Annotated in this window: 12 protein-coding genes and 1 tRNA gene; 11 read left to right on the forward strand and 2 right to left on the reverse strand. The window is 45.3% G+C overall.

Annotated features, from left to right (window positions below; translation table 11 throughout):
* Positions 1-3 precede the first annotated feature (3 nt).
* The 6 genes from rapZ to AOU00_RS13740 all read left to right on the forward strand — a co-directional run bounded on the left by rapZ (position 4) and on the right by AOU00_RS13740 (position 5,635).
* On the forward strand, positions 4-903 hold the full coding sequence (gene rapZ / locus AOU00_RS13715; RefSeq protein ID WP_069290804.1) for an RNase adapter RapZ: 900 nt from the start codon (positions 4-6) through the stop codon (positions 901-903).
* A gap of 12 nt (positions 904-915) precedes the next feature.
* Positions 916-1,902, forward strand: a complete 987-nt coding sequence (locus AOU00_RS13720; protein WP_023986485.1) for a gluconeogenesis factor YvcK family protein — start codon at positions 916-918, stop codon at positions 1,900-1,902.
* A 5-nt stretch (positions 1,903-1,907) separates the two neighbouring features.
* On the forward strand, positions 1,908-2,852 hold the full coding sequence (gene whiA, locus AOU00_RS13725; protein WP_061830212.1) for a DNA-binding protein WhiA: 945 nt from the start codon (positions 1,908-1,910) through the stop codon (positions 2,850-2,852).
* Between the two features lie 136 nt (positions 2,853-2,988).
* On the forward strand, positions 2,989-3,258 hold the full coding sequence (locus tag AOU00_RS13730) for an HPr family phosphocarrier protein (protein ID WP_013368811.1): 270 nt from the start codon (positions 2,989-2,991) through the stop codon (positions 3,256-3,258).
* A 272-nt stretch (positions 3,259-3,530) separates the two neighbouring features.
* On the forward strand, positions 3,531-4,292 hold the full coding sequence (locus tag AOU00_RS13735; RefSeq protein ID WP_061830213.1) for an SIMPL domain-containing protein: 762 nt from the start codon (positions 3,531-3,533) through the stop codon (positions 4,290-4,292).
* A gap of 239 nt (positions 4,293-4,531) precedes the next feature.
* Positions 4,532-5,635 (forward strand): PdaC/SigV domain-containing protein, encoded by a 1,104-nt coding sequence (locus tag AOU00_RS13740; RefSeq protein WP_069290805.1) that lies wholly within the window; start codon positions 4,532-4,534, stop codon positions 5,633-5,635.
* Positions 5,636-5,760: 125 nt separating this feature from the next.
* On the opposite strand, the gene clpP is transcribed toward AOU00_RS13740, so the two are convergent.
* Together clpP and AOU00_RS13750 are read right to left on the reverse strand one after the other, a co-directional pair.
* On the reverse strand, positions 5,761-6,357 hold the full coding sequence (gene clpP, locus AOU00_RS13745) for an ATP-dependent Clp endopeptidase proteolytic subunit ClpP (RefSeq protein ID WP_013368815.1): 597 nt from the start codon (positions 6,355-6,357) through the stop codon (positions 5,761-5,763).
* 210 nt (positions 6,358-6,567) lie between these two features.
* Positions 6,568-6,642 (reverse strand) — tRNA-Arg (locus AOU00_RS13750).
* A 270-nt stretch (positions 6,643-6,912) separates the two neighbouring features.
* Between AOU00_RS13750 and AOU00_RS13755 the strand changes: the two genes are divergently transcribed.
* The 5 genes from AOU00_RS13755 (at position 6,913) to gpmI (ending at position 12,713) form a co-directional block, all read left to right on the forward strand.
* Positions 6,913-7,950 (forward strand): sugar-binding transcriptional regulator, encoded by a 1,038-nt coding sequence (locus tag AOU00_RS13755; RefSeq protein WP_013308261.1) that lies wholly within the window; start codon positions 6,913-6,915, stop codon positions 7,948-7,950.
* 93 nt (positions 7,951-8,043) lie between these two features.
* Complete coding sequence (gene gap / locus AOU00_RS13760) at positions 8,044-9,054, forward strand: type I glyceraldehyde-3-phosphate dehydrogenase (protein WP_023986488.1); 1,011 nt, start codon at positions 8,044-8,046, stop codon at positions 9,052-9,054.
* 120 nt (positions 9,055-9,174) lie between these two features.
* A complete protein-coding gene (locus AOU00_RS13765; RefSeq protein WP_061830216.1) occupies positions 9,175-10,356 on the forward strand; it encodes a phosphoglycerate kinase in 1,182 nt (393 codons plus the stop codon).
* Positions 10,357-10,414: 58 nt separating this feature from the next.
* Entirely contained in the window at positions 10,415-11,167 is a 753-nt protein-coding gene (gene tpiA, locus AOU00_RS13770) for a triose-phosphate isomerase (RefSeq protein ID WP_013308264.1), read from the forward strand.
* 1 nt (position 11,168) lies between these two features.
* Positions 11,169-12,713 carry a 2,3-bisphosphoglycerate-independent phosphoglycerate mutase gene (gene gpmI / locus AOU00_RS13775; RefSeq protein WP_013308265.1) on the forward strand — a complete coding sequence of 515 codons (1,545 nt, stop codon included), beginning with the start codon at positions 11,169-11,171 and terminating at the stop codon, positions 12,711-12,713.
* Positions 12,714-12,736: the final 23 nt, after the last annotated feature.

A 12,736-nucleotide genomic window follows, 5' to 3' on the forward strand; every position in this document is an offset into this window, starting at 1 on the left:
CATATGACAGACAACCTAAAAAATGCTGCGCCGTGGGCAACGCTCATTATTATTACGGGGATGTCAGGCGCAGGGAAGACCATTGCGGTTCAGAGCCTGGAAGACTTGGGCTTCTTCTGCGTTGATAATTTGCCCCCTGTACTGATTCCCAAATTTGCCGAGTTGATTGAGCAGTCGAACGGTAAAATAGGCAAGGTGGCACTCGTAATTGATTTACGCGGACGAGAATTTTTCACTGCCTTGTCGGAATCTTTGAATTATATTAAAGATCATTTTACGATTCATTGTGAAATTTTATTCTTAAATGCGAATGATGGCGTTCTCGTACAGCGGTATAAGGAAAGCCGTAGACGTCATCCGTTGGCTCCAGACGGCATGCCTTTGGATGGGATTCGGTTGGAGCGCAAGATGTTGGAAGAATTAAAAAGCTCAGCTACACAGGTTATTGATACAAGTGTGATGAAGCCTGCAACCTTAAAGGCGAGGATTATTTCACGATTTTCTCATCTGGAGAGTAGTATGCTTTCCGTGAACATTACTTCTTTTGGCTTCAAGTATGGTATTCCCATTGATGCCGATCTTATATTCGATGTGCGCTTCCTGCCTAATCCCCACTATGTGGACCAACTACGTCCCCACACGGGACAGGATAGCGATGTATATGATTATGTCATGAAATGGCCCGAGACTCAGGCATTCTTGGCCAAGTTGCTGGATATGTTACACTTTTTGATTCCGCAATATCGCAAAGAAGGCAAAAGCCAGGTCATTATCGGCATTGGCTGTACTGGCGGTAAGCATCGTTCTGTTGCAATATCGGAGTATTTAGGAAAAATGCTGGGTGCCAGCGAGACAGAATCTGTTTCTGTTTCGCATCGGGATGCTGATCGGGACCGGCATTAATGAGGTGAAATCATGAAAGAGACCGGATCACAACGGGAGCGCCCACGTATTGTTGTTATGGGCGGCGGAACCGGCTTGTCCGTCATGCTGCGGGGCTTAAAGCAAAAGCCGCTAGATATTACGGCTATTGTTACAGTCGCTGACGATGGCGGAAGTTCCGGGATTTTGCGCAGTGAGCTGCAGATGCCCCCTCCAGGGGATATTCGCAATGTGCTGACTGCCTTGGCTGACGTGGAACCAGTGATGTCAGATATGCTGAAATACCGTTTCGGTGCGGGATCAGGATTGTCAGGCCATAGCCTGGGTAATCTGATTTTAGCAGCGATGACCGATATATCGGGAGATTTCGTAACGGCGGTGCGTGAGCTTAGCCGTGTATTTGCTGTCCGGGGACGTGTGCTACCGGCAGCCGAGGAAGGCGTTGTGCTAAGCGCCGAGATGGAGGATGGCACGGTGATTACCGGGGAGTCCAAGATCCCGGAAGCGGGCGGACGCATCAAACGCGTCTTTCTTGAACCGACTCACGTGGAGCCGTTGCCTGAGGCTGTAGAGGCCATTAATGAAGCCGATGCGATTTTGATTGGCCCCGGCAGTCTATATACCAGCATATTACCAAATTTGCTTGTACCTAAACTCGCTGAAGCTGTAGTAAAATCAGACGCTATCAAAATATTTGTCTGTAACGTTATGACCCAGCCTGGGGAAACTGATGGTTATACGGTAGGAGATCACCTGCAAGCTATTTTTGAGCATGTAGGGCATCATCTCTTCGACTATGTCATTGTAAATAACGGAGAAATTCCACCCCAAGTACAGGAAATGTATGCCGAGCAGGGAGCCAAGCCAGTTCAAGTAGACATGGGCGAGCTGACCGACCGGGGATATAAAGTGGTGGCAGATACATTAGTTCTGTTCCGCACGTATTTACGGCATGATGCCGACAAATTGAGCCAGCATATTTACCAATTGGTACAAAACTGGATATTAAGAAGGAGGTGAGTCCCTTGTCCTTTGCGGCACAAACGAAAAAAGAGCTTACGATGATTGAAAGCCAGTCCTGCTGTGAGAAAGCGGAACTATCTGCACTTATACGTATGCTCGGATCCGTACAACTGTCGAATAAAAGGGTGATATTGGACGTGTCCACAGAAAATGCCGCGATTGCAAGGCGGATTTACTCCTTGATCAAGAAGCATTTTCAACTTCATATCGAACTGCTTGTACGGAAAAAAATGCGCTTGAAAAAAAATAATGTGTACATTGTCCGTATTCCCAATGGTGTGCAGCAACTGCTAAAGGATCTTTATATCGTTACAGAAGGTTTCTTATTCACTGACGGGATTAATCGGGATATCGTTCGGAAAAACTGTTGTAAGAGGGCCTATTTGCGGGGCGCCTTTATGGCAGGTGGCTCTGTCAACAATCCTGAAGGATCGTCTTACCACCTTGAAATTTCTTCGATGTATGAGGAGCATTGTCAGGCACTCGTTGATCTTGCGAATGAATTTCATCTAAATGCTCGCTGTATTGAGCGAAAAAAAGGTTTTATTCTCTACATCAAGGAAGGCGAGAAGATCATTGAGCTGCTTAGCATCATTGGGGCGCATCAAGCCTTGTTCAAATTTGAAGATGTACGCATTATGCGCGATATGCGCAATTCCGTAAATCGCATTGTCAATTGTGAAACGGCTAATTTGAACAAGACGATCGGAGCTGCTGTCCGGCAAATTGAGAATATTAAGTTGCTGGAGAGGGAAGTTGGTTTGGAGACCTTGCCGGATAAACTGCGTGAAGTGGCAGAAATTCGGCTCGCTCATCCCGATTTGAATTTGAAAGAAGTCGGGGAAATGCTTAAAGGGGTCGTGAGTAAATCGGGTGTAAATCATCGGCTTCGCAAAATTGATGAGATGGCTGACAAAATTAGGGGCGAAAATGGCCTGATTCCGTAAAAAGAGTGTCCATGGGGCTTTTAGCCCCGGTTTTTTTAGTTTTTTTTCTAGTGTCTGTCCCGGGTTAATGTTATAATGTGATAAATAAAATGGAGTAAGTAGTGTCCAGATTTATTTGATGAGGGGGTAAGCTGACATGTCAAAACATCCGGTAGTCGTACGCTTGAAAACAGGACTGCACGCCAGACCTGCTGCGTTGTTCGTACAGGAAGCGAATAAATATTCATCTGAGATTTTTGTGGAAAAAGAAGACAAAAAAGTTAATGCCAAGAGTATCATGGGTATTATGAGTCTTGCCATCAGTACAGGTACTGAAATCAATATTAGTGCTGAAGGTGCGGACGCCGAACAGGCTGTAAACGCTTTAGTAAGTCTGGTTAGTAAGGTAGAGCTGGAAAATCAATAAACAAAGATTTGCTTTGTAATATCGTGTATGCTCTAGTGAAAAGCCCCCTTTGGGGCTTTTTTTGTATCCAGAAAAAAGTCTTCGAACGCTCCTCCGTTAACTGTTCTATGTGTGGATTTGTTGAATATAGAGACTGTATTAAGTTCAAGTTATAAATAATTAAAATTCCCGTGGTCATGCTCTGTTTCGGAAATATGTATGCTTGGCTGCAACCTTTTTCCGTCATTTCCGTCTGGAAGGTACAAACATTTACAAGAAAGAGGTTGAATTCAATGAGACTTTGGACAAAAACAGTAGCCACGGCAGTTCTCGCAGGAGCATTAATGGCAGGGGGAATAGCAGGAGGATTATGGACAGGGGCAGATCGTGCTTATGCTGCGTCAACAGCTTCGACGGTAAACGGTGTAATTAATGTGACTGGAAGCGGGGAAGTATTGGCGAAGCCCAATATCGCTTATCTCTCTATCGGTGTACAATCAGAAGGGAATACGGCAGCCGCTGCTCAAAAAGCCAATGCTACAAAATTGAACAAGGTTACACAACTGCTGAAAGAAAAGTGGAGCATCAGCGCAGATGACATTCAGACCAGCCAGTTTTATGTACAGCCTAACTACACCTATAACGAAAAAGAAGGGCAAAAGCTCAAAGGCTACACTGCCAACCATACACTTTCCGTCAAATACCGCGATTTGGATAAAATCGGTCAGTTATTGGATGAGGCGACCAAGTCCGGAGCCAATAACGTGGATAATGTACGTTTTTCCGTGGAAGATCCTTCGACTTATGAAGAGGAAGCCATTACTAAGGCATTGGGAAGCGCACAATCTAAAGCCAGTGCTGTAGCTAAAGCTGCCAAACGCGGCTTAGGTGCCCTTGTGAGTGTGACGGTAGATGGCGGAGAAGCACAAGTCTTTACACAACGTGAAAATGCCATGTCAAAATCGCTCTTGGACGTAGCAGGTGGCGGGACAGAGATCCAATCGGGACAAGTAACAGTGAAAGTTCAGGTGTCGGCTCAGTACGAAATGAACTAATACAGATCATCAAACGAAGCCACAAGCGGCCTGCATCATGCGTAGGCTGGCCTGCTGGCTCTTTTTGTATATCGAAACCTTTTTGTAATGAGTCTGTCATAGCTAAGGGTTATTAGGTGTACATATTGAAATCGGAGAGTGTACGGATTGTAAACTACATACAATAGGGTATAGATATAATAAGAAAAGTAATTATCACACATACACAATACAGATCAATAACAGGAGGAATACTTAATATGAGTAAGCATGCGAAAAAATGGGGTTCAGCACTGCTGGTAGCAGGGATTTTAGCAGGAGTCGCAGCTGTTCCCGTTTCCTATATCCAGGCAGCATCGACCAAACAAGCGACAACACAGCAACCAGGAATCACCATCCAATGGAATGGTAAAACGTTGCCCGCTAAAGGTGTTCAAGTGAATGGGAGTACGATGATTCCGGTGGCCGCACTGCGTGACAGCCTGGGGATTCCAGTAAGCTATGATGCGAAAACAGCGACATATACCGTAGGTAGCGGGTACAATAAACTTTACATTATGGCTTCTTCCTCGGATGCCTACGTCAACGTCAATGGAATCAATACACGTAGTATGGATGCCAAACAGATCGCTGGGAAGCTATACATTCCTATGAGTCTGCTGAAAGACTATCTAGGCATAGATGCTCAATGGAATGCTGCTCAGAAAACAGTAACGCTGAGTAAAAGCCAGCTAAATCCAATCACCATTGCGTCTCAAACACTTCCAGCGTCGAGTAATGCAAAGGTGTCCTACAAGATTAAGTACCCGCAAATCAGCGGCAGCCAGCTGAATCCTGAGGCTCAACAGGCCATTAACAATGTGCTTAAAAAGCATGCAGAGGGTATATTGGCAGCAGGCAAAAAGATGATGGCTGAGGGAGAGGCTACAACAGAAAGACCGTATGAGTTCGGAAATGATTTTGCAATTTCCTATAACAATGATGGTATTCTGAGTGTGATTATGCAGGATTACTCGTATACGGGTGGCGCACATGGCATGACGGTACGTAAAGGATATACGTTCTCGCTCGCTGATGGTAAACTGCTGCAATTGTCTGACGTATTGAAGGCAAATCCGAACTACAAAAAGTTCCTCAATGCTGATTTGAAGAAAAAAATCGATGCGCTTCAGGCTGGAGAAGGATTCGAGAAATTTAAAGAGCTGGCGGCAGATCAGAATTTTTATGTAACAAACAGTGGAGTAACAATCGTGTTTGATTTGTATGATTATGCGCCATACGCGTATGGAATTCCGGAGTTTACCTATTCGTTCGGTCAATTGCTGCCTCAAGGCGGAAAGCCTTTTGCTGGGCAGAATGAATAGTAGAAATAAACAAGTCCAATTGTCTATAACCTAAAAAACAATAAAGCAAAAAAGCTGCCCACCGGATAAGAACACCCGGGGCAGCTTTTTTCATTTACCAACTATCGAGAGGTGAATTTCTTCTCTTATACACCTTCTGGAGAGGAGCTAGTTAGCACTTTATCAATAATACCGTATTCCTTGGCATCATCAGCCGACATGAAGTAGTCACGGTCTGTGTCTTTTTCAATGCGCTCCAGTGGTTGGCCTGTGCGATCTGCGAGAATGCGGTTCAATTTGTCACGCATTTTCAGAATGCGGCGTGCACGGATTTCAATATCCGTTGCCTGGCCTTGTGCACCACCCAGTGGTTGGTGAATCATAATTTCACTGTTTGGCAAAGCGAAACGTTTACCTTTGGCACCTGCATTTAGCAAGAACGCGCCCATGGAAGCCGCCATACCTACGCAAATCGTAGATACGTCAGGTTTAATGTATTGCATCGTATCGAAAATGGCCATACCAGCTGTAATGGAACCGCCAGGACTGTTAATATACAAGTGAATATCTTTTTCAGGATCTTCGGCAGCCAAAAACAGCATTTGCGCAATAATAGAGTTGGCTACAACGTCATTGACGTCCGAGCCTAACAAAATAATGCGATCCTTCAACAGTCTGGAATAAATGTCATAGGCGCGTTCGCCGCGGTTACTTTGTTCTACTACCATAGGAACATAGCTCACGTCAAAAAACCTCCCTTAAATATCGTTAGTGGATTTGGTGGACATGCCGATTACACGTCCCTTATTTATAAACTGTTACCGTATTAACCACATGATAAACAATTTCAAACAAAAAGTCAAAGAAAGTCAAACTAATGATTAAAAAAAAGAGCCCTCAGCGCTCTTATTGGTTAAAACATTATGTAGAAGCATTTATGCGTTCATTTAAAATGGCGCGCCCGCGAGGAATCGAACCTCGATCTCAGGCTCCGGAGGCCTACGTCATATCCGTTGGACCACGGGCGCATAGTTCAATCAATGCAAACAACTAACTAATTAAACAGCTAATTGGAAACAAAGATGATTATATGATATACAGCAGTGAATTGCAAGCTTTTATTAAATGCGCATATTCAGGCAAATGGTTGAGAAATATAGGTTCAGATAGACTTGCATGTGGAGCAAATATTGGTTAAGATATACGTGGGACTTAAAAAGTTATCCCGGGACGTTTTGAGACCAGTTAGAGATAGAGCAGTTAGAGACAGAACTTAGAAGTGTGCGGGAGTGGAAAGCATGCGAAAGATATTAGAAATACAGAAGCAGCTTCTGCCCGACCTCATGGATGTTTTGAAAAAAAGGTACACGATCCTGCATCAGATTATGCTGTCCGATGTTGTTGGACGCAGAACACTGGCAGCTTCACTGAACATGACTGAGCGCGTGTTGCGCGCCGAAACCGATCTTCTTAAAGCTCAAGGGCTAATTGAGATTGAGAGTGTAGGCATGAAGGTGAGCAAAGCAGGACTGGATCTGCTGGAACAGCTGGAGCCGATTGCGAACAACTTGTTCGGCCTGTCCCAATTGGAGGACCAGATTCGTCAAGCCTACGGTTTGAGGAAGGTGGTTGTCGTTCCAGGGGATTCGGATGCTTCTCCGTTAACAAAGCAGGAGCTGGGGCGCGCTGGAGCAAAAGCGTTGCTGAGTGTTATGGACGACGAGGATGTGGTCGCTGTAACAGGTGGCACGACGATTGCCGACGTGGCGGAACAACTGGCACTACCTTCTAATGGCCCACTTAAGGGTGGGTGGTTTGTACCGGCACGCGGGGGTTTGGGAGAAAGCATGGAAATGCAGGCCAACACAATTGCTTCCACAATGGCTCGCAAGGTAGGCGCTCAATACCGTCTGCTCCATGTACCGGATTTGCTCAGCAATCATGCTTACAACTCCTTGCTTGAAGATACGAATATTCAGGATATATTGAACCTGATTCGCGAGAGTCGTATCATCATTCACGGGATAGGCAACGCCATAGCGATGGCACATAGACGTAAACTTGATCCCGAAACCTTTGCCCAGATCAGCAGTGAGGGGGCCGTTGCCGAATCGTTTGGTTACTACTTTAACGAAGATGGCGTCGTTGTTCACAGAATGCTGACGCTTGGACTTCGATTAGAGGACATCAGGCGTACCGATACGGTTCTAGGCGTAGCTGGAGGCAAGAGCAAGGCGGCCGCTATTCATGCGGTACTGCGTTTCGGGCAAGAAGACATTCTAGTCACCGACGAAGGCGCTGCTGCCGAGATTGTAAGTCATTACTTAAATGGTTAAGATGGATTTATGAATGGTGTTGTCTTGACGGGCTTTCGGGTCTGTCTTGAATATATAAAACTAAACTAAACGAACTTTGGGAGGAACTCACTCATGACAGTTAAAGTTGGTATTAACGGTTTCGGACGTATTGGACGCCTTGCTTTCCGCCGGATTCAAAACGTGGAAGGTATTGAAGTAGTAGCAATCAATGACTTGACAGATTCCAAAATGTTGGCACATTTGTTGAAATATGATACAACACAAGGTAATTTCCAAGGACAAGTAGAAGTACATGACGGCTTCTTCAAAGTAAATGGTAAAGAAGTTAAAGTTTTGGCTAACCGCAACCCTGAAGAACTGCCTTGGGGAGACCTGGGTGTAGACATCGTTCTGGAATGCACAGGTTTCTTCACAACAAAAGAAGCTGCTGAGAAACATTTGAAAGGCGGCGCTAAAAAAGTTGTTATCTCCGCTCCAGCTACTGGCGACATGAAAACTGTCGTTTACAACGTAAACCATGAAATTCTGGACGGTACTGAAACTGTAATCTCCGGTGCTTCTTGCACAACTAACTGCCTGGCTCCTATGGCTAAAACACTGCAAGATAAATTTGGTATCGTTGAAGGTTTGATGACTACAATTCATGCTTACACTGGCGACCAAAACACTTTGGATGCTCCACATGCTAAAGGTGACTTCCGTCGTGCTCGTGCAGCAGCTGAAAACATCATTCCTAACACAACTGGTGCTGCTAAAGCAATCGGTTTGGTTATCCCTGAGTTGAAAGGTAAACTGGATGGCGCGGCTCAACGTGTTCCAGTACCTACAGGTTCCCTGACTGAGCTGGTAACAGTTCTGGAGAAAAACGTAACTGCTGAAGAAATCAACGCAGCGATGAAAGAAGCTTCCGATCCTGAAACTTATGGATACACTGAAGATCAAATCGTTTCTTCTGACATCAAAGGTCTCACTTTCGGTTCTTTGTTTGATGCAACTCAAACTAAAGTTCTGACTGTTGGCGACAAACAACTGGTGAAAACTGTAGCTTGGTATGACAATGAAATGTCCTACACTGCACAATTGATCCGCACGTTGGAATACTTCGCTAAACTGGCTAAATAAGAACCTTTTTATTGAGCAACATCATAGAGCGGAAACAGGTTATTGTTTCCGCTCTTTATATATCAAATGTGCCTTAAATTCCTGTTTCGTAAAATTATAAGGGTGCGGAGGAATATGGAGATGAACAAAAAGAGCGTACGTGATATAGAGCTGAATGGAAAACGGGTGTTTGTTCGTGTAGATTTTAACGTTCCGGTTGAGGACGGTAAAATTACGGATGACAAGCGTATTCGTGAAACCTTGCCAACCATTAACTACTTGATTGAAAAAGGTGCAAAAGTTATTTTGGCGAGTCACTTTGGACGTCCAAAAGGTCAGGTTGTTGAATCCATGCGTCTGACTCCTGTTGGCGTACGTTTGTCTGAGCTGCTGAAAAAGCCAGTAGTTAAAGTGGACGAATCCGTAGGCGAAGCTGTTAAAGCGAAAGTGGCTGAACTGCAAAACGGCGACGTGTTGTTGCTTGAAAATGTACGTTTTTATGCAGGAGAAGAAAAGAATGATCCTGAATTGGCAAAGCAATTTGCTGAATTGGCCGACGTTTTCGTGAATGACGCATTTGGTGCAGCACACCGTGCTCATGCTTCCACTGAAGGTATCGCTCATATTCTTCCGGCTGTTTCTGGCTTGCTGATGGAAAGAGAATTGTCTGTTATTGGTAAAGCTTTGTCGAATCCAGACCGTCCTTTTACAGCCATTATTGGCGGTTCCAAAGTAAAAGACAAAATCGACGTGATCGACAACCTGCTGAACATTGCAGATAACGTAATCATTGGCGGCGGTTTGGCTTATACATTTTTTAAAGCTCAAGGTCATGAAGTGGGTCAATCTTTGCTGGATGAATCCAAACTGGACGTAGCTCTTGGATTTATTGAAAAAGCGAAGAAGCTCGGCAAAAAATTCTACCTTCCGGTGGATATTGTCATTTCTGACGATTTCAGCGCTACGGCGAATACTAACATTGTGGACATCGATGGTATTCCTGCAGATTGGGAAGGCGTGGATATCGGACCGAAAACACGTAAAATCTATGCAGATGTGATCAAAAACTCCAAACTGGTTGTATGGAACGGACCAATGGGCGTATTTGAAATCGAGCCCTTCGCTGGTGGTACTCGTGAAGTAGCGGAAGCTTGCGCAACTACTGAAGCATACACCATCATTGGTGGCGGTGATTCTGCGGCTGCGGCTGAAAAATTCCACTTGGCTGACAAAATGGATCACATCTCTACTGGCGGCGGCGCATCACTTGAATTTATGGAAGGCAAAGCACTTCCGGGTGTTGTTGCACTGAACGATAAATAATAAACGCACTATGCGTGAATAAAGCTTTAGGGCACCTAATAGTTAGGAGTTGAAACCATTGAGAACACCGATTATCGCGGGTAACTGGAAGATGTTTAAAACCGTACCAGAAGCTAAAACTTTCATCGAGGAGATCAAAGGCAAAGCGGAGGTTGCAGGAGTGGAAAGCGTGATTTGCGCACCATTTACGAATCTTCCTGCTCTGGTTGAAGCAGTAAAAGGCACGTCTATTAAAATTGGCGCACAAAACCTGCACTTTGCAGAAGATGGCGCATTTACAGGTGAAATTAGCGGTGGAATGCTGAAAGATCTGGGCGTAGATTACGTTGTGATCGGACACTCCGAGCGTCGTGAATATTTTAATGAAACAGACGAAACGGTGAACAAAAAGGTTCATGCGGCATTCCGTCATGGCCTGACTCCAATCGTGTGTGTAGGCGAAAAGCTGGAAGACCGTGAAGCTGGACAAACCAAAGAGGTTGTAAAAGTGCAAACTGTAGCAGCTTTTGCTGGTTTGGCTAAGGATCAGGCTGCACAAGTAGTTGTTGCTTATGAGCCAATCTGGGCCATCGGAACAGGCAAATCCTCCACTTCGCAGGACGCGAATGAAGTGATTTCCTATATCCGCAGTCTGATTAAAGAGCTGTATGATGAAAATACAGCAAATGCTGTACGTATTCAGTATGGTGGCAGTGTAAAACCTGAAAATGTTACTGAGTACCTGGGTCAAAGCGATATCGACGGCGCGCTCGTGGGCGGTGCCAGTCTTCAACCGGCGTCGTACATCGCGCTTGTTGAGGGGGCGAAGTAAGATGACAGCACCAAAACCGGTAGCTTTAATTATTATGGACGGGTTCGGATTGCGTGACACCGTAGAAGGTAATGCGGTTGCGCAGGCCAACAAACCGAATTACGACCGGTATTTACAACAGTATCCTCATACAACGCTGACGGCTTCTGGCGAAGCAGTGGGTCTGCCTGAAGGACAAATGGGTAACTCCGAAGTAGGTCACTTGAACATCGGCGCAGGCCGAATTGTATATCAAGACTTGACTCGTATTTCGAAGTCCATCCGTGAAGGTGAATTCTACGACAATGAAACACTGGTTAAAGCAGTGCAACATGCCAAGAAGAACAACACGAAACTTCACCTGTACGGACTTCTGTCCGACGGCGGCGTGCATAGCCATATCAGCCATCTGTTCGCTATGCTGGACTTGGCGAAAAAAGAAGGTTTAACAGAAGTGTACATTCATGCTTTCATGGATGGACGCGATGTTATGCCTGACAGCGGCGTAGGCTTCATGCAGCAGCTGATCGCTAAAATTCAAGAAGTGGGCGTAGGCAAAATTGCGACTGTACAAGGACGCTATTATGCTATGGACCGTGACAAACGTTGGGAACGTGTAGAGAAATCCTACCGTGCAATCGTGTACGGAGAAGGTCCTCAATACACAGACCCAATGGAAGCATTAAAAGAATCGTATGAAAAATCAGTGTTCGACGAATTTGTGGAGCCAACGGTTATTGTGAAGGCTGACGGCAGTCCTGTAGGGCTGGTCGAAAGCAATGACTCTGTTATCTTCCTCAATTTCCGTCCTGACCGTGCGATTCAACTGTCTCAGGTATTTACAAACGCGGACTTCCGTGGTTTTGACCGTGGCCCGAAATGGCCTAAAGATTTGCACTTTGTTTGCCTGACGTTGTTCAGCGAAACGGTTGAAGGCTTTGTAGCTTACGAACCGAAAAACCTGGATAACACGTTTGGTGAAGTGTTGGTTCAAAACAACAAAAAGCAATTGCGTATTGCTGAGACTGAAAAATATCCGCACGTTACTTTCTTTTTCAGTGGCGGACGTGATGTGGAGCTTCCTGGCGAAACTCGTATTTTGATCAACTCGCCTAAAGTGGCTACATATGACTTACAGCCGGAAATGAGTGCGTATGAAGTAGCGGATGCTGCTGTTAAGGAAATCGAAGCCGACAAGCATGATGCGATTATCCTGAACTTTGCCAATCCGGATATGGTTGGACACTCCGGTATGCTGGAGCCAACGATTAAGGCGGTAGAGACGACAGATGAATGTGTTGGACGTGTTGTAGATGCGGTTAAAGCCAAAGGCGGCGTGGTTATTATCATTGCTGACCATGGTAACGCGGATATGGAAATTGATGAGCAGGGACGTCCGTTCACAGCTCACACAACTAATCCGGTTCCGTTCATTTTGACTGACGAAAATATCGTTTTGCGTGAGCATGGAATACTTGCTGACGTAGCTCCAACGCTTCTGGATTTGATGCAACTTCCGCAACCTGCGGAAATGACAGGAAAATCTATGATTGCATCCCGCAAGTAAGCTTGATTTAATAAGTATAGGCT

The sequence above is a fragment of the Paenibacillus polymyxa genome (assembly GCF_001719045.1).
GTDB classification, from domain to species: Bacteria; Bacillota; Bacilli; order Paenibacillales; family Paenibacillaceae; genus Paenibacillus; species Paenibacillus polymyxa_B.

What these genes read in the sequence shown, in the direction of transcription:
- AOU00_RS13720 (WP_023986485.1), top strand. Translation starts at nt 916, where the DNA reads ATGAAAGAGACCGGATCACAACGGGAGCGCCCACGTATTGTTGTTATG.
- AOU00_RS13740 (WP_069290805.1), top strand. Translation starts at nt 4,532, where the DNA reads ATGAGTAAGCATGCGAAAAAATGGGGTTCAGCACTGCTGGTAGCAGGG.
- AOU00_RS13735 (WP_061830213.1), top strand. Translation starts at nt 3,531, where the DNA reads ATGAGACTTTGGACAAAAACAGTAGCCACGGCAGTTCTCGCAGGAGCA.
- AOU00_RS13765 (WP_061830216.1), top strand. Translation starts at nt 9,175, where the DNA reads ATGAACAAAAAGAGCGTACGTGATATAGAGCTGAATGGAAAACGGGTG.
- gpmI (WP_013308265.1), top strand. Translation starts at nt 11,169, where the DNA reads ATGACAGCACCAAAACCGGTAGCTTTAATTATTATGGACGGGTTCGGA.
- AOU00_RS13755 (WP_013308261.1), top strand. Translation starts at nt 6,913, where the DNA reads ATGCGAAAGATATTAGAAATACAGAAGCAGCTTCTGCCCGACCTCATG.
- rapZ (WP_069290804.1), top strand. Translation starts at nt 4, where the DNA reads ATGACAGACAACCTAAAAAATGCTGCGCCGTGGGCAACGCTCATTATT.
- AOU00_RS13730 (WP_013368811.1), top strand. Translation starts at nt 2,989, where the DNA reads ATGTCAAAACATCCGGTAGTCGTACGCTTGAAAACAGGACTGCACGCC.
- gap (WP_023986488.1), top strand. Translation starts at nt 8,044, where the DNA reads ATGACAGTTAAAGTTGGTATTAACGGTTTCGGACGTATTGGACGCCTT.